We start from the raw sequence: 21,519 nt of genomic DNA on the forward strand, positions 1-21,519 counted from the left end.
GACTATGAATCATAAAATTATTGAAACGTTAGAATTTGATCGGATAAAGGGGCAGCTGGCCCGGTACCTGGTTTCAGCGGCCGGTCAGCAGGAGTTGACTAACCTAATGCCGGCAACCGACTATCAGACGGTCAAGCAAATGCTCACCGAAACAACTGATGGTGCGGACATCCTAAGACTAGCCGGGGGGATCCCCCTTCCTAAGTTAGCGGATATTAAGCCCCAAATGAAACGGCTCAAGATTGGTGCTAATCTAAACGGTACTGAACTCGCCCAGGTAACCAAGGTCCTCCAGGCGAGCTTAAGCGTGGAAAATTTCTTTACGGACTTACGAGAGAAGAAGGTCCACTTGCGGGTACTCGAGCAAACCGTTGACCAGTTGGTAACAATTCCGTCCGTAACTAAGCACCTGATTCGCTCAGTTGATCCGGATGGGCGGATCAATGACGAAGCTTCGAGTAAGCTCCACGGGATTCGCCAGCTAATTGTTAAAACTGAGGGTGAAATTCGGCAACAAATGGCCCATTACACCAATGGGAAAAGTGCTAAATACCTAAGCGAACCGATTGTTACGGTGCGTAACGACCGCTTTGTTATTCCTGTTTTAGCCCGCTACCGAAACAAGTTTGGCGGGGTGGTTCACGACCAGAGTGCTAGTGGGCAAACCCTCTATATTGAACCCGGTGCCGTAATGGAGGATAATAACCGCCTCCGTCAGGCACAAATTGAAGAAAAGCAGGAGGTTTTGCGGGTACTGGCGGAATTATCCGCGATGCTGACCCCCTACCGGCACGATATTTTGAATAACGAGCGTTTGTTGGGGCACCTGGACTTTATTAATGCAAAGGCCCAGTATGCCCACCAGATGAAGTTGAGTTTACCAGTGCTGTCTACGGAAAACCATGTCCAATTGCGGAAGGCCTGGCACCCCTTAATTGCCCGAGACAAGGTAGTCGCTAACGATATCCAAATTGGGGACGATTACCAGGCGATTATTATTACTGGGCCGAACACCGGTGGTAAGACGATTACCCTAAAAACACTGGGCCTCATCCAGTTAATGGGACAGTCCGGTCTCTTCATTCCGGCGACGGAAGGTAGTACGATTGGCGTCTTTGATAATATCTTTGCCGACATTGGAGATGAGCAGTCACTGGAACAAAACCTCAGTACCTTTTCTGGTCACATGGATAATGTAAAGGCGATTCTAGAACAGATTACGAACCGCAGCCTGGTCTTGCTAGATGAACTAGGTGCCGGAACGGACCCTAAAGAAGGGGCGGCACTTGCGATGGCAATCCTTGATGAGATTGGTCAAATCGGTAGTATGGTGGTAATTACGACTCACTATCCGGAACTGAAGGTTTATGGCTATGACCGGGCCAAGACGATTAATGCCAGCATGGAGTTTGACCAAGAGACCCTGCAGCCAACCTACCGCTTACTACTCGGAATTCCAGGGCGGTCGAACGGGCTAGAGATTGCCAAGCGATTGGGAATCAAAGATAGCGTAATTAGTGAGGCCCAATCACTCGTGAGTGATGATAGCCAGGACCTGAACGCCATGATTGGTGACCTGGTTGAGCAACGGAAACAGGCCCGGGAGGAAAGTGAACGACTGGCGAAATTAGTGGCCCAGAACAAGGCGGAGCAGGCTGAATTGACCCAAAAACTGGACCGCTTTAATGAACAGCGCGATAAGATGCTGGACCAGGCTCGTTCGCAGGCTAATCATCAGGTTTCACAGGCGAAGCGGAAGGCGGACCAAATTATTCACCACCTCCGTCAACTAGCAGTTCAGCAGGGGGCCAATGTAAAAGAAAACCAGTTAATTGATGCTCAGGGGGCATTAAATGCTCTTCACCAGGATAACCCCCGCTTACGGCATAATTCCGTTCTTAAGCGGGCCCGTGCTAAGCATGACCTACATCCTGGTGATGCGGTATTGGTCAAGTCGTATGGCCAACATGGTGAGTTGCTCAGCAAACGCGGTAACCACAAGTGGGAGGTCCAAATTGGTATTCTTAAAATGGAAATTGACGAACAGGACCTCGAAAAGGTTGCTAAACAGGACCTACCAAAGGGGGAGAAGCCGCGGCGTCCACAACGGTCCGCGGTTAAGACCACGCAGACCCGGCATACGTCTGCCCGGCTAGACTTACGGGGGCACCGATATGAAGAGGCCATGAGCGAACTAAGTAACTTTATTGACCATGCCCTGTTAAACAACTTATCTTCCGTCACGATTATCCATGGTAAAGGGACTGGCGCCCTCCGTAAGGGAACACAGCAGTACCTGCAAAGCAACCCACGGGTAAAATCATTTGGTTATGCCGCACCGAACGCCGGTGGTGATGGGGCCACAATCGTTAACTTATAATTAGTAAGCAGTTTGGGTGACTTTAGGGCGGACCTTTGTTAGAATAAGGATACCGAATGTTCAGAGAGGAGATTTAACAATGGCAGTAAAGGTAACAACTGACCAAACGTTTGAAAAAGATACGGCAGAGGGCGTGGCACTAGTTGACTTTTGGGCAACCTGGTGTGGGCCATGTCGGATGCAGTCACCAGTCGTCGAGGCCCTGTCTGATGAAATGCCAGGGATCAACTTCTTTAAGATGGATGTCGATCAGAATAAGGAAACCGCGACGAAGTTCCGGATTATGAGTATCCCAACATTAATGGTAAAGAAGAATGGTGAAGTGGTTGATCAAATTATTGGTTACCACCCCCAAGAACAGTTGAAGCAGATTCTGCAACAATACGTTGACTAGCTGACAAGGCAGGGGAATGCGAGGAGCTAAGTCCTCCTGGTTAGTATAAAAAGGCACCAAGTATTCGTTTTTGCGAATACTTGGTGCCTTTTGCCTTTTGTGTACTTGGTCTTTTCTTTAGCTTAAGCCGGGTGCGACTTCTTAGCGCGGCGGTGTTTACGGCTCGGCTGACTTTCATCATTAGTATTAGTCGGGTGGACTTGAATAAAGGTCGCTAGTTCTGTCCGCTCCGTCGTGCTGTTAGTCTGCGGATCATTTTTAAGTAAGATTTCAATAAAGTTGTGGTGGCGGGCACTGATCCGCCCTTCAACCACTGTTCCGAGTTGAAATTCAATTTCTTGAGCCAGGTAGCCACACTCGAGCCCAAACGAGGTGTTTTCTTCATCCTTTTTAATTCGGCTGGCCACAATGGGACCACCGAGCTGCCATAGCTGGCTTGTCTTGCTTTTTCGTTGAAGGGTTAAATCACCTAAGCCTAGTTGATGAGTCAAGGTAATGAGATCTTCCGGCGAGGCCACTGGGTACTGGCGAGCTAAGTCTTTACCAATCCAATAAAGCATTTCATCGGTTTCTTTACCAAGGATGGCCGGGATGATAACGTCCCGGAGTGTCCCGTTGATTAACCCCTGGGGACTCTTTAATAATTCATCGTATAATTGTTGACTCATAGTTCTACGTTCGCTCCTTTTTAACAATCACATCCATTATACTTAAAAAGCGGCTGAGATTGTAGGAACAATTTTGGCAAAACTTGCAAATTCAGACTATTAAACCGATAATATAGTTTCAAGCATTTTAACGATTAGCGAGGTGGCAAAAATGGATAAACGTCCCATTGGGGTAATGGATTCCGGCCTAGGTGGCTTATCGGTTTTACGGGTTCTCCGCGATGAGTTACCGCAAGAATCATTAACCTTTGTTGGTGACCAGGGTCACTTCCCCTACGGTACGAAAAGCCAGGCGACGATTCGGCAACTGTCATTAGCGATTGGTCGCTTTTTAGTAAAACACGAGGCAAAGTTAATGGTAATTGCCTGTAATACAGCGACCGGAGCGGCCCTGCCAACACTACAAAAGGAGTTACCAATTCCGGTAATCGGGGTAATTAAACCAGGTGCTGCAGCTGCACTGGCTAACCCGGTGGACACGGTTGGGGTGATTGGTACGGTTTCAACCATTAAGAATGGCGCTTATGTTAAGGCATTACATGAACTTCAACCAGGAGTAACGGTGGTTAGTCAACCGGCCCAGGCCCTGGTTTCCATTGTTGAACACGGGCAAACGGGTACTAGCGCGGCGCAGACGGCCGTTAATCAGGCATTGGCGGTTTTTGATACCCGACCGGTGCAGGTCCTAATATTGGGGTGCACTCATTTTCCATTTTTAAGTGCCGAAATTCGTCAAAAAATGGGGCCCGACGTCCGGCTGGTTGATCCGGCTTTTGAGACGGTCCAGGAGGTCAAAAAGCTATTGACTACTCAGCAGTTAGCAGCCCCTATTGATAATCCTGACCGGCGGATTGCGTTGTACTCAACCGGCCAACAGGCGGATTTAAAGCGGGGTGCTGACCAGTGGTTGGCTGGTCAATATGATTCTTGTCAGCAGATCGATCTTATTGAGGAGTGAGCTTAATGGCAACCCTAGTAATTGCAACTAAAAACGCGGGAAAGGCCCGTGAATATGGTCAATTGTTTGCCCCATTTGGAATTGAGGTTAAAACCCTGGCGGACTTTCCGGCCTTTAAAATTAATGAAAATGGTCAAACTTTTGAGCAAAATGCGTTAATCAAAGCGAGAACGGCGGTTGACCACTTGGGACTACCCGTTATTGCGGATGATTCGGGTCTGGTAGTAGATGCGTTGGCTGGTGCCCCCGGGGTTCATTCGGCCCGTTATGCTGGCGACCACGATGATGCCGCTAATAATGCTAAGCTTTTACGGGCGTTAACCGGAGTACCTGCTGTAAACCGTACCGCCCATTTTCATACGACGATTGTTGCCCTAAAACCGGACGGAGCCAAGTTAATTACCGAAGGCCGGGTTGACGGTACTATCCGCCAACAGCCACGGGGAAATAACGGTTTTGGCTATGATCCCCTCTTTATCCCGCGTGAATATCCGGATAAGACGATGGCAGAGCTAACGATTGACCAGAAAAACCAGATTAGCCACCGGGGACGGGCAATGCGGGCCTTGATGGCCAAGTTTGAAGGCTGGTGGCAAGCATGACGAGGGCCCTTGTTGTCAGTGATAACCATGGTGACCGGACGATTTTAGAAAGGATTGTTAAGCAGTGGGCAGACCGCGTTGATGTGCTGATTCACTGTGGTGATTCTGAAATTCCGGCCGCCGACCCACTAATGCAGCGGTTTGTGTGCGTTGCTGGTAATAACGACGTTCGGCTAGGCTATCAAGCTGAGCAAAATATTATGGTAGCTGGTCAGCGTTTTCTAGTTACCCATGGTCACCACTACCGGGTTAATTTTTCAATGACCCCCATCATGCTCAAGGGGGCCGAAGAAGGTGCCGACGTGCTCTGTTTTGGTCATACCCACCAGTTGTTTGCCGCTACCGACCGGGGCATGCTCTTGCTAAATCCCGGTAGCATTTCGCTTCCCCGCGGGCAGTATGCCAAGATTGGTGGAACCTTTGCCGTCGTTGAGGCTACGCCGGACCGGTTTGTGGTTGATTTTTATGATCGGCAGTTACAGGTCCAGCCGCGCCTCCACCAGGAATTTATCCGGGAGGTGAGATAATGATTGACCAGGGACTCAAGAAGATGCTGTTAGCGCACCGGCAAAAGTTTATGATTCCGGCAAGTATGGTTGCTACGGTTAATGTTACCAATAGCTTAGACCACGCTTTCCTTATCTTGACACAAAACCAGTATGCCAAGATTGTGGTGGTCGATAATGACAACCATTACCGGGGATTAATCTCATTGGCAATGATAACCAACCGCCTAATTGAGACCACCAAGATTAACGTGGCCAAGTTGGACCAGTACCGGGTAGCGGATGTAATGCAGGTGGATGTATTACCAATCACTGACCCTTATAATGTGGAGGAAAACCTTCACTTATTAATTGACCAGTCCTTTTTACCGGTCGTTGACAGTGCTAATCACTTCCAAGGAATTGTTACACGGCGCGAATTGCTAAAGGCGGTTAATTATACGGTTCACCGTTTTGACCATTACTATGAGGTTATTCCCAAAGAAGATGAATAACCAAGATCGTTTTGATAGTAAGAACAACATAAAAAGGGCTGGAAAACTCTGCTTTCCAGCCCTTTTAGTTTCAGCAAGAATATCAATTGTTTTTAAGTAATTGGTCAATGGTTTTAAGTACCCCGTCGTGGTTATTGTCGGCAGCGGTGACGTGACCGGCCTGCATCCGGATTATCTGGTGGGCATTTTGCATGGCGTAACTTTGCCCGGTCATTGCGAGCATACCGAGATCGTTTTCGTTATCACCGAAAGTAACGATCTCATCTGCCCGGAGGTTAAAGTGCCGTTGTAAAAGGGCGAGACCGTTACGCTTGGTACCGTGCGCATCGCCGATGAGGTCGGTATTAAAGCCGGAGTTTTCGATGGTCAGGGACGCTGGTAGGTACTGGTCCAGGGTGGCCGCAACTCGTTGAAGGTTGATATGTTCGGCAAAATTGATGGAAATCTTAGTAAATTCATGATCTGGTTGTGCGGCAAAAATATGACGAAGGTCGGGAACTCGGGAGACCTGCTCATAGAATGTTTTAACAATTGCTAGGTTATGATCATCCATTTGTTGGTCAACGTAGGAGGAAACCGGGTCGGAGATAACTAGCTGGTTAATGTCTTGCGGTCCGTAGAAACGGTCGAGGACGTGCATGACGCGGGCTAATGCCGTAGCAGTAATCGGATAGGCCCGGACTAGCTTTTGACCAATATGAATAACGGAGCCGTTTTGTGAGACAAAGGACATATGGTCACGGTAGGGGGCAAACTCACGGGCGAGTCGGGGATAGCTAGACCCACTGGCCGCTACAAAATGGATTCCCCGTTTTTGTAGGCGACGAAAAACCCGGGCAAAGTGCCGGTGGTTATAGGTGTGGTCATCACGGAGAAAGGTACCATCGAGATCGGTGGCGATTAACTTAATTGACATGGTGGTTACTTCCTTCCCAAGAGAGTGGAACGTTTGCAATATGTAGTTCCTTTAAATAGGCGGCTAAAAATTTACTGGCGACTTGTGATTGGGTACCACTGGTAACAGTAATGGAGACCCGAAAGACTAACTGGGCATTAACGGTGAGTGGGCCGATAATCTCCGGTTGTCCTTGTAGTTCCGGAGTATCCTTGATCAGCCGATCATTGACGGTGGTCACGATTTGACGGACCTGATCCAGTTGTGCGCTGGGAGCAATGTGGATGTCAACGTTGGTGACGGTATTATTGCGGGAAAAGTTCTGGACAATGGTGATTTGGCGGTTGGGGATGTAATTAAGGGTTCCGTCGGCGCTAGTGACCTGGGTCGTACGAATTCCAAGGGCGGTTACCGTCCCTTTAATTTGGCCGAGTTGGACGGTATCGCCGACGTCTAATTGCTGTTCAAGAAGGATAAAAAAGCCGTTGACGAGGTCACTAACAAACCCCTGGGCACCCAGCCCTAAAGCAATACTGAAGATCCCGGCCCCCGCAATCAATGTACCTACCGGAACCCCAATTTCGGAGAGGATCGCGTATAAGAAGAAAAAGTAGCAGGTATAGCGATAAATATTTAAGGTTAGGGCCCGAATAGTTGCCAGGCGGTTCTTGTTCTTTAATAGTTGGTGCTTATTCGATTCGAGGAAGAGGTGGTTGATAATAAGCCGGCCAATCCATAGAATAATACCAAAAAGTAGGGCGGTTACGATAATTAGTAACAGTTTGTTAAGAATTTGCTGGGATATTTCGTGCCAGGAAAGGTCGGTAAAGGCCGCCTTAACCTGAGCGAGTTGTTGATTTAATTGGGCATTACTGGCGCCAAGAACCATGAGGAATTCCTCCTTTAAGATAATCAATCCTTTCAATTGTAACAACTCATTAACGGGGATGTCGATAGCGAGAATTGCCGATTAGTCGAGAATTATGGTATCCTAGTGCTAAGTTAAAAAATTTAGGAGGCACAAGTTAAATGACATTTGGCGAGTTAGCCGGGTTAATCGCGGCAATTGCTTTTTTGATCCTGGTAGTCTTCTTATGTGTCTTGATTAATCGGCTGAGTAAGACGATGCAAGAGACTAACCGGAGCATTTCCTTACTTACTCATGATATGGATAATTTAAGCCAGGAAGTTGAAGAAGTACTTAGTAATACTAATTCCCTCCTTGAAGACTTGAATAAGAAGTCGGTCAAACTTGATCCGGCCGTTCAAGCAGTTGCTGATGTTAGTCAGAGTGTAATTGATATCAATGACCAGGTTCATAACATGGTCGATAAGGTTAATACCCAGCGTGAAAAGAACCGCTTTGGCCTTGGCCTAGCTAAGTCAGCGGGAAAGGCAGCGGTTTGGGGAGCAGTTAACCGTTTTCGTGATCATCGGGCCGCTAAGAAAGCAGAAAGGGGTATGGAAAATGAGTAAAAAATTATTCGCGGGAATTTTATTAGGTGGTGCAGCTACGGCGACTGCCTGGACCCTACTGCCGGCAAAAAAGCGGCAGGCCCTTCGTGAACAGTTGAATGATCGGGTTGCTGATTGGACAGATTACGCCACGGACTACGTTCTAACCGCATTAGACATTGTTGATGAACGGTTGGCAGAAATGGATAACAGTGAAGTGGCCGCTAGCGTAAAGACGGCGACACAAAAGATGAAGGACAAAAAAGATCAGGTTATTGACCACCTCACCAACGATGACTTTGATAAGCAAACGGCAGCAATTCGGGAAAAATTAGCTCAGGCTGGTTCAAATGAGGATACCGATGATGACATTATTATTGACGCGACCTCTGATGACCAGACCACTAAAACAGAAAAATAGTTATTATTTGTAGCGGGTATCTAGTATTCAGTTTTATGAACACTAGGTGCCCGTTTTGTGTTGTATTACTGGGCTGTTGGACTGTTTTTTAAAATTATTGACTAACGTTTGATAATTTACTATTTATTTGCTATATTGGTATAGTTATGAAAAACAATGAAAGCATGATATATCAATAAAGAAAGGGCTATCTTATGGAAAAACAAGCAGTAACAATTTATACTGTTGCGCGGGAAGCACGTGTTTCAATGGCAACAGTTTCACGGGTAGTTAATGGTAATCCGAATGTTAAACCGGCCACCCGTCAGAAGGTACTTGATGTAATTAAGCGACTGAACTACCGTCCCAATGCAGTTGCCCGTGGCTTAGCTTCTAAGCGTACGACAACGGTGGGGGTAGTAATCCCTAACCTTACCAACCCGTACTTTGCAGAATTAGCATTAGGGATTGATGATATTGCTTCTATGTATAAGTACAATATCATTTTAGCGAACTCCGACTATGACGATGATAAGATCTTAAAGGTAGTTCGCAACTTACTTGCTAAGCAGGTTGATGGGATTATCTTCATGGGCTACGACCTCTCAGAAGACCTTCAGGCCGAATTTAAGAGTAGCAATACTCCCGTAGTGGTGGCTGGTTCAGTGGTTAACGATAAGGACTTACCGACCGTGCGAATTGACTACCGCAAGGCCGCTAAAGAGGCCGTTGCCTTCTTACTGGAACACAACCAGGGACAAGTAGCATTAGTTACGAACTCACTTAACTATTCCATCAATAGTGAAGAACGGTTGCCAGGGTATAAAGATGCATTGGCAGAGGCGGGAGTTGATTATGACCCCCAGCTTCTAATTGAAACTACCGGAAGCTACAAGGAAATTTATGACCGTGCTAAGTCAATTGCCGAGAGTGGCGTTAAGGCGGCCTACGTAACGAATGACCACCTGGCAGTGGGACTGTTAAATGGTTTAACCGATAATGGCATTAAGGTACCGGAAGATTTTGAGATTATTTCGTCTAATGATACGAAGTACACCCGTCTTGCCCGGCCAATGTTGTCATCAATCACCCAGCCCCTTTATGATATCGGTGCTGTTTCCATGCGCTTGCTGACTAAGCTGATGGAAGATAGCAACGATAGTGAAAAGGATGTCCTCCTTGAACACAGCTTTATTGCTCGGCAATCAACGCGTAAATAAGGTGGTTTAGTTGCAAACACGGAGTAAACTGCGGACGCAGGCAACGAAAGTAACGACCGAAGAGCCAACTGGTCACCACTGTGGCTTTCGAGTTCTCGGCATTTTGCTACTAACCCTTTTTATGGTCAGCCTGGTTTTAAACCGGACGTTTTTAAATCAGCGGTTTGTAACGCGGGAGATGACCTCATCGACATTGGAAAACCAGTTATTAGATGAGGTCGATTCGGGAATGGCGCAGTATGGCCTTCCCAGTAAAATGTTGACCAAGCACGATACGGACCACATTGTTCGAACGGTGGTAAGACAAGCCTTTGCTGGCGAACAATTAAAAGTGAACTTGCAACCAGTGACTAACCAGCTTGCTGGACAGGCCGATAGTGAATTGTCCCAATTTGGTATTTCAACGTCACTATTACCGGCGGGAAGTACCGCGGCGATTACCGATAGTGTTAATTCAGCGGTTAATTCACGTATCAACACTCCTCAGGTAACTGCGGTAATTAATGGCTTACAGGTAGCCAAGACGATCACTAATGTAGTCTGGGTAGTAAGTGGCCTGGGCGTAATTATAATGATTGGATGGGCACTGTTAGGACACCACCTCTTAACGAGCTTTTCTTGGATTACAACGGTTGCGTTATTATTCAGTGGACTGTTAGTCGCAGTTGCGGGAAGGCTTATTCCACAGCTGGCCCAGGCTGCGCCCGACTTTAGTGCCTTTGCTGTCCAATGTGCGACCGATTTTCAAAAGGTAGCGACTGGCTGGTTAGGCTTGCTCGCGATCGTGGCCGTTATCTGCTGGGGGCTACGTTTAATTCGATCTTTATGGCGGTAGCCTTGAATTTAGAACGCTTTTTTGCTAAACTTTATCTGTTTATCACATTAACTTAAGAAAAGAGGAGTCAGTAATGTCAGGACATTCAAAATGGCATAACATTCAGGGACGTAAGAACGCCCAAGATGCTAAGCGTGGAAAGATCTTCCAAAAGATCTCCCGTGACTTGTACCAAGCAGCTAAAGCAGGTGATCCTGATCCAGCCAACAACGCTCAATTGCGGTTAGTAATTGATAAGGCGCACGCGGCAAACATGCCAAAGAAGAACATCGACCGGGCCATTGCTAAGGCTTCTGGTATTGGTGGCGCTAAGTTCGAAGAAGTTACTTACGAGGGTTATGCTCCAGGTGGGGTTGCCGTAATGGTATCTGCTTTGACCGATAATAAGAACCGGACGGCTTCGGCGGTTCGTTCTGCATTTAGCCACTCTGGTGGTTCACTTGGTGCAAGTGGTTCCGTTTCATACATGTTTGATCGGAAGGGCCTCATCGAAATCTTACGTGATGGACTCGACAAGAGCGAAGATGACATGTTGATGGATGCATTGGATGCTGGTGCGGATGATATGAAGGCCACGGACGAAAAGTTCCAAATCTTCACTGATCCAAGTAACATGGCAACGGTTCGGGACGCCCTTCAAAAGGATGGCTACGAACTGGACACTGCCGAAGTAACGATGATCCCACAAAACCGGACCGCTGTGCCAGAGGACAAGGCTAAGCAATACCGTCACCTGATTGACGAATTGACCGCCAATGACGACGTTTCCGACATCTACGAAACTGGTATTTTACCAGACGACGATGATGACGAAGAATAATAAGTTAAAAGCTGGAAGAAATTCCAGCTTTTTTAAGTTTAAACGACCCTCCTTACCGTTATTTAAAGGTGAGGAGGGCTTTTGCTTATGAAAGGTTTTGAAAAAGAGATCGCAGTAGCAATTGGTCAGCGGGCGGCCGACCTCTATATTTTACCGTATAAGAAGTACTACCGACTCATGATAACCTGCCAAGGACAGCTACAGATACTCAAGGAAGTCTCGCCAGACTATGGACAACGGTTAATCTCATTTTTAAAATACCAGGCTGATATGGCGGTCAGTGAACACCGCCGCCCCCAGCTAGGGGCGATGGAATGGCAGCGGGGACCGGAAATTGTGAACCTGCGCCTATCTAGTGTTGGTGACTATCAGGGGCGCGAGTCCTTGGTTGTTCGTTTTATCTACCACCTTAGTCCTCCTAATTACCACCTGTTATTTCCTGACCAGTGGTGTACTCTAAAGCAGCTTTTACGGCAGCGGGGATTAATCCTATTTGCCGGGCCAATGGGTTCGGGAAAGACAACCACGATGTATCAGCTAGCACGAGAATTAGCTGACCAGCAGGTGGTAATGACAATTGAAGACCCGGTAGAAATACATGAGCCGCGCTTTATTCAACTGCAAGTTAATGAATTAGCGGGGATGGATTACCAGCAACTGCTTCGTTTGGGCTTACGTCACCGCCCAGACGTTTTTATTATCGGGGAGATTCGTGATCCAGAGACAGCTAAGATGACGATTCGAGCTGCTCTTAGCGGTCACTTAGTATTAGGGACCGTTCATGCCCAAAATGCTTTTGGGGTTGGGGCCCGCCTGGAGCAGTTAGGGGTACCTACCTGTTATTTGCAACAGGTACTAACGGGCGTTTGCTATCAGCGCTTACTTCCCCGTTTACCTGATGGTCAGGCAGTATTATTCGATTTACTAACTGAATGGCAGAGTGTCGATCAACAGCAAAGGGGGATGACTGATGAATGGGGGAAACGGCTCGCCACGGCCTACGAACAAGAGAAAATATCAGCGACAACGCAGGCGGCATTCGCGCAGGGGTAACTTTAATTCCGCGGCACAAGCACAATGGTTTTTATTAGTGAGTGACCTATTGACAGTCGGTTTTTCGCTCCAACGGGCCTTGAACTTTACAGCGGTGGTGATGCAACGACAACGTCCGGTCTTAGCAGAAATCAACACGCGACTTCAGGCCGGGGAGACGCTGGCAGATAGTTTACAACCCTTCGTTAAGCCTGACCTATATTACCAGTTGTTGCTAGCAGAAGAGCACGGTGAACTGGTAGCGACTTTAACCGCGATTGGCCAATTACTAGTAACGAAGCAGCAACAGCGACAGAAACTATCACGCCTATTGCAATATCCTTTATTATTACTCTTTTTACTGGGAATTCTGACGGTGGGACTTAGTGTTTATGTTTTCCCGGAGCTAAATAGCTGGCAGGGTGAGCATTCTCAATTGCTAAGCATGCGGGCGCGGCTACTAATCCGTAATCTTTTGGTACTAATTAGCGGCCTCCTACTATTGGGATTTGGTGCGGTCATTATTCATTGGCGGCATTCGTCGGTTAACCGGCGGATTGACTGGCTCTGTCAGCTACCGGTTATCGGGAAGAGTTACCGCCTCTACTATGGCTATTACATTACAAGCTCGCTCGCCATCCTATTACATTGTGGGATGTCATTAAAGGAGATTTTAATTGTGGTTGACCAATTTTCTCCTAACTCACTTTTATTTTGTTTAGGAAAAGAGGCCCAGCAGCAAGTACAAAGTGGTGATGACCTGACGAGATTAATACACAAGCACCACTTCTTACCGCAGGAATTAACAATTTTAATCAGTAAGGGACAGACGGTTGAGGAACTGGGAGCTGACCTTAGCATGCTTGCTAAAATGCAGTTTAACCGGTTACTAACCCAGTTAGGGGAACTCTTGACCCTGCTTCAACCGGCTATTTTTATCCTAATCGCAATTGTGATTGTGGCCTTATATTTAAGTATCTTGTTACCGATTTACCATTCGATTCAGGGGGTCTATTAAATGGCAAGGAAGTTACTTAAGCGTCGACCAGCATTTACCTTGTTAGAAATGTCGATCGTCCTGTTTATCATCAGTCTACTAATTTTAATTGTCTTACCGAACTTGGCCCAGCAGCGTAAACATGCTAACCGGGTACACAGTAATGCAATGGTCGCGGTTGTGCAGACCCAAATTGATGCCTATGAAAATGAAACGGGAAGTGACCACGTTAACTTTGCTACCCTTCAGGCTAATGATTATTTAACCCGGGCACAAGTGCAGCGGGCTCGACATGACCACATTGTTATTGTTAATGGAAAGGCGTACCAACAATGAAACGACGGGCGGCCTTTACCATGATCGAAATGGTGATTGTTTTAGGGCTGGTAACGCTAGTGGTGTGTTTGACCGGGCCCCAAATGAAACGTAGTCAGCAATGCGTTGCCGAGCAAGAATTTTGGCATTCTTTCCGCCAGGAGTGGCACTGTGCCCAGACCCAGGCCCAGCTCTCACGACAATCAACCATTATTACATATGAAGTAGATGAAAATGCCATCGTATTTAAAAATCACCAGTATCGGCACCTAGTAACGTTACCTAATAGTTTACAAGTAAGAAAATTTAGACCATTAGAGATGAGGGCAGATGGTTACCTTGAACCCGGTTCGCGTCGATTTTACTCGCGGGCCCAGCATTGTTGGTACCGACTAGTAATTCAAATGGCCAGGGGGGAATTTGATGTTAAAAAAGAGTAGGGGCTTTGTAATGGTTGATAGTCTATTGGCATTGGGAATTATTAGTCTGGGCTTATTTTCCCTGGTTGGTTGCCAAAAGGTTCTGAGCATCCAGCAGGACCGGCAGACACGTCAACTAACTGCGGCCCGGTTGGCCAAGGAAGCTAGTGACGGTTATCGTCTCTACCACCGCCCCGTTACAATTAAACGGTTAGGCTACCGGGCAGTTGCTGGTGCGGGAAAAGTAATTGTCCGCTACCAGGGACGCGTAATTTTACGGGTGACAGCATGAAAAAAGGACCTGCTTTTACACTAGTTGAATGTGTGGGTGCACTGATAATTACCAGCCTTGTTATTATCTTGGCCGGTCTTGCGATGACCAATGTACGTCAACTAAGTCGTCATTCTTTGGCCGGCTCGGTTGACTGGATCATTTGCCTGCAGGAATTAGAATCGGCTAACCATCATTTTGAACTAAAAAAGGTTGAGCGTTACCAGTTAGTCTTAAGGGACCAACAACAGCAGCGGGATTATCAGTTACGGATCCGGGACCGTTTGTACTTACGGGCAGCAAATGGGGGCTATATGCCGATCCTTAGTGGGGTGCGTGGAAAATATTCATCCTTTAGGCGGATCGACCAACAACGGGTATATATTGAGGTGGAAAGAACAAATGGACGAAGAGATTATGGAATTGCGTGCTTTGCCAAGGCTGACTAAGCGGCGGCCGGCTTATGTACTGTTAACCAGCCTGGTGGTACTAGCCTGTATTTGTGTGACGTTAATGTTTCAATATCGCTACTACGCTAACCAATTTCGGCTAGAAAAGCAGTTACGGGCCGCGTTAATCCAGCAAACGCACACTAATTTACGGCTAGAAAAAATGAATAAGGGAAAGCGTATTCTTGAATTTAGCCAGCAGAATCGGTAAACTATTAACTGTAATGTTTTTATTGACAGGAGGTAACAAAGACATTGCAACAGACACCGCAAAAGCTATTTGAGCTCTTTGATAAGGGAACCGAAATATTACAGGCGGCCTTACGGAGCTCTTACTTGGATGCCATGCTTGAAAATGCTGAAAACATTATTGATGGTCAGGTTGCGGTTGAAGATGGTGTGCCCGATAAGAAGACGGTTGAGCAGTTGACCCAGTTGTACAAGCAGCTAGCCTTAAAGGAGGCTGATGCGGAGACGATCCGTCAGGTGCTGCAACTAAGTTTCTTAAAGGTTATTCGTAAGGATGCAATTCAGGCTAATCACCAAATGACACCAGATACAATTGGCCTTTTAATGGCCTTTCTGATTGAAAAGATTAGTAGCTTTAATCGTCCTTATACAATCTTTGATCCCGCGGTTGGCACCGCGAATTTACTAACAACGGTTGTCAATCAGCTTGAAAAGGCTAATTCAGAACCAATTCATGGATATGGGATTGATAATGATCCTGACATGCTTGAAGTGGCGAGTGCCAGCATTGCCTTACAAAAGCTAAACATTGACTTGTTCCATCAAGATTCAATTAATACCCTCGATATTCCGCAGTGTGACCTAGCGGTGGCGGACCTACCGATTGGCTATTACCCATTGGATGACAACACCAGTAGTTATCAGACGCGGGCAAAAGGGGGGCATTCATATGTTCACCACTTATTAATTGAACAATCAATGAACTACCTTCAACCGGGTGGTTTTGGTGTGTTCTTAGTACCAAGCAATATTTTTCAAACGAAAGAATCCCAGTCGTTTGTTAAATGGATCCATTCGATAGCATATCTCCAAGGATTGATTAATTTACCAGCGGAGTTATTTGCCAACCAAAATGCTCAAAAGACTATTTTGCTCTTACAGCGGCATGGTGGGCAAAGCAAACAAGTACCGAAGGTGTTATTGGGTGAATTTCCATCCTTTAAACAACCACGGGAATTGAGTGCATTTATGCAGGAAATTGATCAATGGGTTAAAACGAATTTAAAGTAAAAGGAGACAATTCTTATGTCAAAATCAATTGCAGTTAACGCCGGAAGTTCTACTTTGAAATTTAAGCTTTTCGATATGCCTAGTGAAGAGGTGGTTGCTGAAGGAACCATCGAACGGATTGGCGAAAAGATGGGTCATGCTAAGATTAAGTATGGCGATGGCCAAAAGCATGAAGATGAAGAACCATTCGCTGATCATGGTGCGGCAATTAAGTACCTTTTAGACCAATTAATCGCACTAGGAATCGTCAAAAGCTATGACGAGATTACTGCTGTTGGTCACCGGGTAGTTGCTGGTGGTGAATACTTTAAGGACTCTGCGGTAATTAACGATGATGTTATCAACAAGATTAACGACCTGGCTGAATATGCACCATTACATGACCCAGCAGAGTTGGTTGGTATTAAGGCTTTCCGGAAGGCACTGCCAAATGCTTTTGCAATTGCGGTCTTTGATACTTCATTCCATGCTAACATGCCAAAGATGAATGCCTTATACAGCATCCCATACCAATGGTACGAAAAGTACGGTGCCCGGAAGTACGGTGCCCACGGTACGAGTCACCGTTATGTTGCGGCTCAAGCTGCTAAGATGCTAAATAAGCCACTAGAAGACCTGAAGCTGATCACCATGCACATCGGGGCTGGTGCTTCAATCACCGCCATCAAGGGTGGTAAGTCCTTTGATACTTCAATGGGCTTTACGCCACTTGCCGGAATCACGATGGCTACGCGGTCAGGGGATGTTGACCCCTCACTGGTTGCCTTCGTAGAAGAAAAGACCGGTAAATCATCAGAAGAAATTATTGATGACTTAAACAACAAGTCTGGTTTACTTGGTATTTCTGAACTCTCACCAGACATGCGTGATATTTTAGCGGCTGCTGATAAGGGGAATGAAAAGGCACAATTAGCCTTGGATATCTACGTTAACCGGATCAAGCGTTACATTGGTTCTTACATTGCCGAAATGAATGGTGCCGACGCGATCGTCTTCACTGCTGGTGTTGGTGAAAATAGTGCACCGGTTCGGAAGTTGGTTACTGATAACATGGACTACTTGGGAATTAAGATTGACCAAGAAAAGAATCAATGTCACGGTGTACAACGGGACCTTTCGGCAGCAGATGCTAAGATTAAGACGCTGTTAATTCCAACTGATGAGGAATTGATGATTGTTCGTGATATCGAACGCTTAAAAAAGGAACAGGCTAACTAGTTCTACTAAGGCTGCGGAGTTTTCGATTGGAGAAAACTCGGCTGACGTGGTACCATAGTGACCTAAAAGGAGGCTGGAAAAAACCTTTTGTTTTTTCTCAGCCTTTTTCATTTCTACCATATCAGTGATTTACGTTAACTTGACCTTTGGGAGTGGCAACCTAGCGAAGGAGGAATACAATGCAATTTGTAACGGCTGATACGCACTTCTTTCATAGTAGTTTACTGGGTAATGACCAGTTTGCCCCGCGGCCCTTTCCCGATGTAGCTACGATGAACCAGACAATTATTGATAACTGGAATCGACGGGTTGGTGAAAATGACCTGGTTTATCACCTGGGAGATATTGCCCTCTACTTTACTAAACCGGCGCAAAAGTCCTATGCTGCTGTTGAAAAGGTCTTACGAGAGCTTAATGGCCGGTTGGTATTGATTAAGGGAAATCATGATAGTCGGGCCCTGTTTAAATACCTGGCAGCTCATAACTACCAGGTTGCTGGACAGCCAAAATACCAATTTCAAGATGTGGGGGTCTTGTTGAAGTATGACCATCGACAGTATTACCTGACCCACTATCCGCTGATGCTCGGGATTGCTCCCCAAATTATCAACCTGCATGGTCACATTCACCATTATTCCGTTCCAATTAAGGAAAATATTAATGTGGGCATTGATGCACCAGAATTGGACTATTTAACACCTAAACCGGCCTTTGGAACACCGTTATCTTTTCCAGAGATTGAGCAAATCTATACTGCAAAGGCGGCTGATCTTGCCAAACGAAAGTAAGGCCGATTATGGTATGATTAAAAGAGTTAGTTTAAATTAAGGGGGCCATTAGTTGAACAGGGCTAAGATACAGGACTATATTGACCAGCGTGAAGAACAGCGGGCGGACCTTTACCATTATGAAGCAAAGGATGTAGATACATTTCTTTTAAACGGCCACCCCTACGAGTTAGTTAAAGAATACCGTAATGGCTTTGACGGCACCGAATTGGCGAAGCGTTTTAGTAGCATCCTTAGCAAGTATGACTACATTGTTGGTGATTGGGGATACGGTCAACTAAGGCTGAAGGGATTTTATGATAAGCAGAACCCCCTTTATAATATTGAACAAGGGGTGGATACCATTGAAGATTACCTTTTGGAGGATTGTAATTTTGGCTGTGCCTATTTCATCATCCACAATGATAATGTACGGATCCCCCGTCAACATCACCACCGGAAACGCCGCTCACGGGGTCCAGTAGTTCACGAACGTCGCCGGCGGGTAAAGCAACCAGATCCTAACCACCGCCATAATCAATATGCTAAGCGTGTTAAATCTGGTAAGCACCAACAAAAGTTTGTAATCCACCAACGAAAACAAGGAGCAAAAAAAGCAAAATGAGTAATCACTACCAGGGATACTTCATCGACCTAGATGGTACTACTTATAAGGGAACGGACCGTATTCCGGCCGCGGCCCGTTTTATTAGTCGTCTTCAACGGGCAGGAAAACGAGTGCTATTTGTGACTAATAATAGTACGCGGACTCCTGAATTTGTCGCAAATAATCTTACCCAGAACCATAATATTCAAGTCGGACCTGAGAACGTCTATACGACCGCATTAGCAACAGCGGATTACCTCGACCAGCAGGCGGGGCAACATCGTCGGGTTTACGTGGTCGGAGAAAGTGGTTTACGAACGGCACTCACCGCGCGGGGCTTTATTCTTGTTGATACCGATCCCGACTACGTGGTTGTCGGATTGGACTCGCACGTGACCTATGAAAAACTAGAAAAGGCAGTTTTGCTTATTCGTGCCGGGGCAACCTTTATTGGTACGAATGCGGATAGTAACCTCCCCAACGAAAAGGGGATGGTCCCGGGAGCAGGGTCCTTAGTTAAATTAGTGGAATATGCCACGCAGCAGCAAGCAATAATGATCGGAAAGCCAGAAAAGATTATTATGGAAATGGCGTTACGGCGGGTCGGCCTGGATAAAGATGATGTTATTATGGTTGGTGACAACTATCATACTGATATTCAAGCAGCAATGAATGTTGGAATGGATAATTTGCTAGTGTACACGGGTTTGTCACGGCCGGCTGAAGTTGCACAAATGGCGCAACAACCGACCTATACAGTGGAGACGTTAGATGATTGGAAGATTGAATAATGTAAAGGCAGTACTGGTGTGTGGTCTTATCGTGACCGCCTTGGCCAGTATTGCCTTTTTATTAGCGTTAAATTTATCACCGCTATTAATTACGGTACCGCACCAGTTAGGGCTGAGTCGGTCATCCATTTTACGGGCCTATGAGCATTTACTGTTGTATTTACAGCTGCCGGGAGTTACCGTACCACAGCTGGGGGCCTTAAAATTAAGTAAGGCGGCGGCCCAGCACTTTACAGATGTTAAAAACTATATTTTAGCTACTGAACTACTGGCGGTGATTAGTACTGGTATTACCGTGAAGTACTTAATAGCAAAAAAACGGCGTCAGCAACTATGGCAGTTGCTAACGCCACTACAGTATTTAATTTCAATACTGGTTATTATTAGTACTTTAAGTGTAATTAACTTTGCAGACTTCTTTATAAGAAGTCACTATGTTTTATTCCACAACATGAACTGGATATTTTCACCAACTCATGATCCGATTATTTTGCTAATGCCATTATCATTTTTTAGCCATGTCTTTATTTTATGGATCGGACTATTGTTAGTCTTCCTGATTGTGCTCTGGGGTAGCATTTGGTTCGACACTCGGCTTTTGAAACTTTGAGCGTAAAAAGCCGATGATGGCTGGAAGAAGTGTTACAAAAATGATCCCGAGAATGATGACCGAGAAGTGTTCTTGGACAAATGGCAGGTTACCAAAGAAGAAACCACAAGAACAACAAAGGATTACCCACGAAAGGCAACCGATAATGCTGTAAGGGATAAAACGACGATAGGGGAAACCAGAACCGGCAGCAGCAAATGGTGCGAAGGTTCGGATGATTGGCATAAACCGCGCTAGGATAATAGCAGGAGCGCCATGCCGTTCAAAGAAGGCCTCTGATTTAGCCAGACTATCCTTATCTATTAGTCGCCCAAAAAGGGAATGGTTAGAAAGGTGTTTACCAATTTTGTGGCCAATAAAGAAGTTGAGCGAGTCACCGGAAAGACAAGCAATTAAGAAGAGAATGACAAATACCCAGATGTTAAGGTTATAACGTGGGTCAGCCGCAATAGCGCTTGCCGCAAACAGAAGCGAATCGCCGGGAAGAAATGGTAGGATTACCGCACCCGTTTCAATGAAGATAATTGCAAACAGGATAAGGTATGTCCAGTCACCAAATTGGTTAACGAGTTGAATGATGTGAACATCAATATGTAGGATAAAGTCAATTAGCGTTGCCACTATTATTCTCCTTTAATTTTAATATAGGTTATCAGTCATGAAGTTTATCAGGAAAAAAAGCCTTTGTGAAGGAAGAACAGTAGATATTAGGATAAATGTAATAAATTCAAACTATTTACTATAAATGCGCGATTGTTCGGAAAGGTACTATTTCAAGGGCTTGCTCCTGGCGATATAAGCAGCTCATTGACTGCTTTTGTCCTAAATTAGGGGATGCTAGTATCGTAATGTTCATTAGTCATTGTCAAAAGTAGCAAATTGATGTTAATTAGTTGTTGACAGTGAAAAGTTATTCTTGTATAGTAGTTATCGTTGTCGAAAGGCAACACGGTCAGTTAACTAATTGCTTAAAATTAGTTGTTGACAATGATGTATCGAAATGATATATTATTAAAGCTGCTTGATTGAGCGCTGACAAATAATTAATTAAAATTAGTTGTTGACATTGATTGGCAGTTATGATAAAATAAAATTGATAGCTATCTGCTAACAAGGTAGACCTTTGAAAACTGAACAAAGTTTCGACGAATCAAAT

At 45.9% G+C, this 21,519-nt stretch carries 28 protein-coding genes; 24 read left to right on the top strand and 4 right to left on the bottom strand.

What is annotated here, in order from left to right:
* The first annotated feature begins 4 nt into the window (after window positions 1–4).
* Together ACI31H_RS04080 and trxA are read left to right on the top strand one after the other, a co-directional pair.
* Window positions 5–2,380 (top strand): endonuclease MutS2, encoded by a 2,376-nt coding sequence (locus tag ACI31H_RS04080; RefSeq protein WP_439770727.1) that lies wholly within the window; start codon window positions 5–7, stop codon window positions 2,378–2,380.
* A 79-nt stretch (window positions 2,381–2,459) separates the two neighbouring features.
* Window positions 2,460–2,774, top strand: coding sequence for a thioredoxin (gene trxA, locus ACI31H_RS04085; RefSeq protein ID WP_439770728.1), 315 nt, complete (start codon window positions 2,460–2,462; stop codon window positions 2,772–2,774).
* 122 nt (window positions 2,775–2,896) lie between these two features.
* Here the strand turns inward: trxA and ACI31H_RS04090 are convergent, their stop codons facing one another.
* The gene (locus ACI31H_RS04090; protein WP_439770729.1) at window positions 2,897–3,442 is read right to left on the bottom strand and encodes a DUF2507 domain-containing protein; all 546 of its coding nucleotides are present in this window, start codon (window positions 3,440–3,442) and stop codon (window positions 2,897–2,899) included.
* A gap of 151 nt (window positions 3,443–3,593) precedes the next feature.
* On the opposite strand from ACI31H_RS04090, the gene murI reads away from it, so the two are divergent.
* Genes murI through cbpB form a run of 4 tightly spaced genes read left to right on the top strand, consistent with a single transcriptional unit; the run spans window position 3,594 to window position 6,002 of the window.
* Entirely contained in the window at window positions 3,594–4,400 is an 807-nt protein-coding gene (murI, locus tag ACI31H_RS04095; protein WP_439770730.1) for a glutamate racemase, read from the top strand.
* Between the two features lie 5 nt (window positions 4,401–4,405).
* Window positions 4,406–5,002, top strand: a complete 597-nt coding sequence (locus ACI31H_RS04100; RefSeq protein WP_439770731.1) for an XTP/dITP diphosphatase — start codon at window positions 4,406–4,408, stop codon at window positions 5,000–5,002.
* Window positions 4,999–5,529, top strand: coding sequence for a metallophosphoesterase (locus ACI31H_RS04105; RefSeq protein ID WP_439770732.1), 531 nt, complete (start codon window positions 4,999–5,001; stop codon window positions 5,527–5,529). Before ACI31H_RS04100 ends, ACI31H_RS04105 begins: the two co-directional genes overlap by 4 nt.
* Window positions 5,529–6,002, top strand: coding sequence for a cyclic-di-AMP-binding protein CbpB (cbpB, locus tag ACI31H_RS04110; protein ID WP_439770733.1), 474 nt, complete (start codon window positions 5,529–5,531; stop codon window positions 6,000–6,002). The genes ACI31H_RS04105 and cbpB overlap by 1 nt, the downstream gene beginning before the upstream one ends.
* Before the next feature lie 82 nt (window positions 6,003–6,084).
* Here the strand turns inward: cbpB and ACI31H_RS04115 are convergent, their stop codons facing one another.
* Both ACI31H_RS04115 and ACI31H_RS04120 read right to left on the bottom strand, forming a co-directional pair.
* Entirely contained in the window at window positions 6,085–6,918 is an 834-nt protein-coding gene (locus ACI31H_RS04115) for an HAD-IIB family hydrolase (RefSeq protein ID WP_439770734.1), read from the bottom strand.
* Window positions 6,908–7,786, bottom strand: a complete 879-nt coding sequence (locus ACI31H_RS04120) for a mechanosensitive ion channel family protein (RefSeq protein WP_439770735.1) — start codon at window positions 7,784–7,786, stop codon at window positions 6,908–6,910. Before ACI31H_RS04120 ends, ACI31H_RS04115 begins: the two co-directional genes overlap by 11 nt.
* A 140-nt stretch (window positions 7,787–7,926) precedes the next feature.
* Here ACI31H_RS04120 and ACI31H_RS04125 point away from each other — a divergent pair, with 140 nt between their 5' ends.
* From ACI31H_RS04125 to ACI31H_RS04210, 18 genes are all read left to right on the top strand, one after another.
* Window positions 7,927–8,373, top strand: a complete 447-nt coding sequence (locus ACI31H_RS04125) for a DUF948 domain-containing protein (protein ID WP_439770736.1) — start codon at window positions 7,927–7,929, stop codon at window positions 8,371–8,373.
* Window positions 8,366–8,773: a hypothetical protein gene (locus ACI31H_RS04130; RefSeq protein WP_439770737.1), complete on the top strand. Its 408-nt coding sequence runs from the start codon at window positions 8,366–8,368 to the stop codon at window positions 8,771–8,773. Before ACI31H_RS04125 ends, ACI31H_RS04130 begins: the two co-directional genes overlap by 8 nt.
* Before the next feature lie 194 nt (window positions 8,774–8,967).
* Window positions 8,968–9,972 carry a catabolite control protein A gene (gene ccpA / locus ACI31H_RS04135; RefSeq protein WP_439770738.1) on the top strand — a complete coding sequence of 335 codons (1,005 nt, stop codon included), beginning with the start codon at window positions 8,968–8,970 and terminating at the stop codon, window positions 9,970–9,972.
* 10 nt (window positions 9,973–9,982) lie between these two features.
* Complete coding sequence (locus tag ACI31H_RS04140; protein WP_439770739.1) at window positions 9,983–10,807, top strand: hypothetical protein; 825 nt, start codon at window positions 9,983–9,985, stop codon at window positions 10,805–10,807.
* Window positions 10,808–10,880: 73 nt separating this feature from the next.
* A complete protein-coding gene (locus ACI31H_RS04145; RefSeq protein WP_439770740.1) occupies window positions 10,881–11,627 on the top strand; it encodes a YebC/PmpR family DNA-binding transcriptional regulator in 747 nt (248 codons plus the stop codon).
* Between the two features lie 87 nt (window positions 11,628–11,714).
* Window positions 11,715–12,680: a competence type IV pilus ATPase ComGA gene (comGA, locus tag ACI31H_RS04150; protein WP_439770741.1), complete on the top strand. Its 966-nt coding sequence runs from the start codon at window positions 11,715–11,717 to the stop codon at window positions 12,678–12,680.
* Between the two features lie 37 nt (window positions 12,681–12,717).
* Window positions 12,718–13,677 carry a type II secretion system F family protein gene (locus ACI31H_RS04155; RefSeq protein WP_439770742.1) on the top strand — a complete coding sequence of 320 codons (960 nt, stop codon included), beginning with the start codon at window positions 12,718–12,720 and terminating at the stop codon, window positions 13,675–13,677.
* Window positions 13,678–13,992, top strand: a complete 315-nt coding sequence (gene comGC, locus ACI31H_RS04160) for a competence type IV pilus major pilin ComGC (RefSeq protein WP_439770743.1) — start codon at window positions 13,678–13,680, stop codon at window positions 13,990–13,992.
* Entirely contained in the window at window positions 13,989–14,411 is a 423-nt protein-coding gene (locus tag ACI31H_RS04165; RefSeq protein WP_439770744.1) for a type II secretion system protein, read from the top strand. Before comGC ends, ACI31H_RS04165 begins: the two co-directional genes overlap by 4 nt.
* The gene (locus tag ACI31H_RS04170) at window positions 14,395–14,682 is read left to right on the top strand and encodes a hypothetical protein (protein WP_439770745.1); all 288 of its coding nucleotides are present in this window, start codon (window positions 14,395–14,397) and stop codon (window positions 14,680–14,682) included. The genes ACI31H_RS04165 and ACI31H_RS04170 overlap by 17 nt, the downstream gene beginning before the upstream one ends.
* 32 nt (window positions 14,683–14,714) lie before the next feature.
* Window positions 14,715–15,110 (top strand): competence type IV pilus minor pilin ComGF, encoded by a 396-nt coding sequence (locus tag ACI31H_RS04175; protein WP_439770746.1) that lies wholly within the window; start codon window positions 14,715–14,717, stop codon window positions 15,108–15,110.
* A complete protein-coding gene (locus ACI31H_RS04180) occupies window positions 15,064–15,321 on the top strand; it encodes a hypothetical protein (protein ID WP_439770747.1) in 258 nt (85 codons plus the stop codon). Before ACI31H_RS04175 ends, ACI31H_RS04180 begins: the two co-directional genes overlap by 47 nt.
* A gap of 44 nt (window positions 15,322–15,365) precedes the next feature.
* Window positions 15,366–16,370: a class I SAM-dependent methyltransferase gene (locus tag ACI31H_RS04185; protein ID WP_439770748.1), complete on the top strand. Its 1,005-nt coding sequence runs from the start codon at window positions 15,366–15,368 to the stop codon at window positions 16,368–16,370.
* A gap of 15 nt (window positions 16,371–16,385) precedes the next feature.
* Complete coding sequence (locus ACI31H_RS04190; protein ID WP_439770749.1) at window positions 16,386–17,588, top strand: acetate kinase; 1,203 nt, start codon at window positions 16,386–16,388, stop codon at window positions 17,586–17,588.
* Window positions 17,589–17,767: 179 nt separating this feature from the next.
* Window positions 17,768–18,376, top strand: coding sequence for a metallophosphoesterase (locus tag ACI31H_RS04195; protein WP_439770750.1), 609 nt, complete (start codon window positions 17,768–17,770; stop codon window positions 18,374–18,376).
* Window positions 18,377–18,428: 52 nt separating this feature from the next.
* Window positions 18,429–18,980, top strand: a complete 552-nt coding sequence (locus tag ACI31H_RS04200; protein WP_439770751.1) for a YutD family protein — start codon at window positions 18,429–18,431, stop codon at window positions 18,978–18,980.
* Window positions 18,977–19,753 (top strand): TIGR01457 family HAD-type hydrolase, encoded by a 777-nt coding sequence (locus ACI31H_RS04205; protein ID WP_439770752.1) that lies wholly within the window; start codon window positions 18,977–18,979, stop codon window positions 19,751–19,753. The genes ACI31H_RS04200 and ACI31H_RS04205 overlap by 4 nt, the downstream gene beginning before the upstream one ends.
* The gene (locus ACI31H_RS04210) at window positions 19,746–20,363 is read left to right on the top strand and encodes a TIGR01906 family membrane protein (RefSeq protein WP_439770753.1); all 618 of its coding nucleotides are present in this window, start codon (window positions 19,746–19,748) and stop codon (window positions 20,361–20,363) included. The genes ACI31H_RS04205 and ACI31H_RS04210 overlap by 8 nt, the downstream gene beginning before the upstream one ends.
* On the opposite strand, the gene ACI31H_RS04215 is transcribed toward ACI31H_RS04210, so the two are convergent.
* Window positions 20,301–20,984 (bottom strand): VTT domain-containing protein, encoded by a 684-nt coding sequence (locus ACI31H_RS04215; protein WP_439770754.1) that lies wholly within the window; start codon window positions 20,982–20,984, stop codon window positions 20,301–20,303. The two genes, ACI31H_RS04210 and ACI31H_RS04215, sit on opposite strands and share 63 nt — an antisense overlap.
* Window positions 20,985–21,519: the final 535 nt, after the last annotated feature.

Source organism: Limosilactobacillus sp. (genome assembly GCF_051873035.1).
Lineage (GTDB): Bacteria > Bacillota > Bacilli > Lactobacillales > Lactobacillaceae > Limosilactobacillus.

Bases quoted from the DNA above. Each gene is read 5' to 3' on its own strand.
- ACI31H_RS04080 (WP_439770727.1), top strand. From the start codon at position 5: ATGAATCATAAAATTATTGAAACGTTAGAATTTGATCGGATAAAGGGG.
- trxA (WP_439770728.1), top strand. From the start codon at position 2,460: ATGGCAGTAAAGGTAACAACTGACCAAACGTTTGAAAAAGATACGGCA.
- ACI31H_RS04090 (WP_439770729.1), bottom strand. From the start codon at position 3,442: ATGAGTCAACAATTATACGATGAATTATTAAAGAGTCCCCAGGGGTTA.
- murI (WP_439770730.1), top strand. From the start codon at position 3,594: ATGGATAAACGTCCCATTGGGGTAATGGATTCCGGCCTAGGTGGCTTA.
- ACI31H_RS04100 (WP_439770731.1), top strand. From the start codon at position 4,406: ATGGCAACCCTAGTAATTGCAACTAAAAACGCGGGAAAGGCCCGTGAA.
- ACI31H_RS04105 (WP_439770732.1), top strand. From the start codon at position 4,999: ATGACGAGGGCCCTTGTTGTCAGTGATAACCATGGTGACCGGACGATT.
- cbpB (WP_439770733.1), top strand. From the start codon at position 5,529: ATGATTGACCAGGGACTCAAGAAGATGCTGTTAGCGCACCGGCAAAAG.
- ACI31H_RS04115 (WP_439770734.1), bottom strand. From the start codon at position 6,918: ATGTCAATTAAGTTAATCGCCACCGATCTCGATGGTACCTTTCTCCGT.
- ACI31H_RS04120 (WP_439770735.1), bottom strand. From the start codon at position 7,786: ATGGTTCTTGGCGCCAGTAATGCCCAATTAAATCAACAACTCGCTCAG.
- ACI31H_RS04125 (WP_439770736.1), top strand. From the start codon at position 7,927: ATGACATTTGGCGAGTTAGCCGGGTTAATCGCGGCAATTGCTTTTTTG.
- ACI31H_RS04130 (WP_439770737.1), top strand. From the start codon at position 8,366: ATGAGTAAAAAATTATTCGCGGGAATTTTATTAGGTGGTGCAGCTACG.
- ccpA (WP_439770738.1), top strand. From the start codon at position 8,968: ATGGAAAAACAAGCAGTAACAATTTATACTGTTGCGCGGGAAGCACGT.
- ACI31H_RS04145 (WP_439770740.1), top strand. From the start codon at position 10,881: ATGTCAGGACATTCAAAATGGCATAACATTCAGGGACGTAAGAACGCC.
- comGA (WP_439770741.1), top strand. From the start codon at position 11,715: ATGAAAGGTTTTGAAAAAGAGATCGCAGTAGCAATTGGTCAGCGGGCG.
- comGC (WP_439770743.1), top strand. From the start codon at position 13,678: ATGGCAAGGAAGTTACTTAAGCGTCGACCAGCATTTACCTTGTTAGAA.
- ACI31H_RS04165 (WP_439770744.1), top strand. From the start codon at position 13,989: ATGAAACGACGGGCGGCCTTTACCATGATCGAAATGGTGATTGTTTTA.
- ACI31H_RS04170 (WP_439770745.1), top strand. From the start codon at position 14,395: ATGTTAAAAAAGAGTAGGGGCTTTGTAATGGTTGATAGTCTATTGGCA.
- ACI31H_RS04180 (WP_439770747.1), top strand. From the start codon at position 15,064: ATGGACGAAGAGATTATGGAATTGCGTGCTTTGCCAAGGCTGACTAAG.
- ACI31H_RS04190 (WP_439770749.1), top strand. From the start codon at position 16,386: ATGTCAAAATCAATTGCAGTTAACGCCGGAAGTTCTACTTTGAAATTT.
- ACI31H_RS04195 (WP_439770750.1), top strand. From the start codon at position 17,768: ATGCAATTTGTAACGGCTGATACGCACTTCTTTCATAGTAGTTTACTG.
- ACI31H_RS04205 (WP_439770752.1), top strand. From the start codon at position 18,977: ATGAGTAATCACTACCAGGGATACTTCATCGACCTAGATGGTACTACT.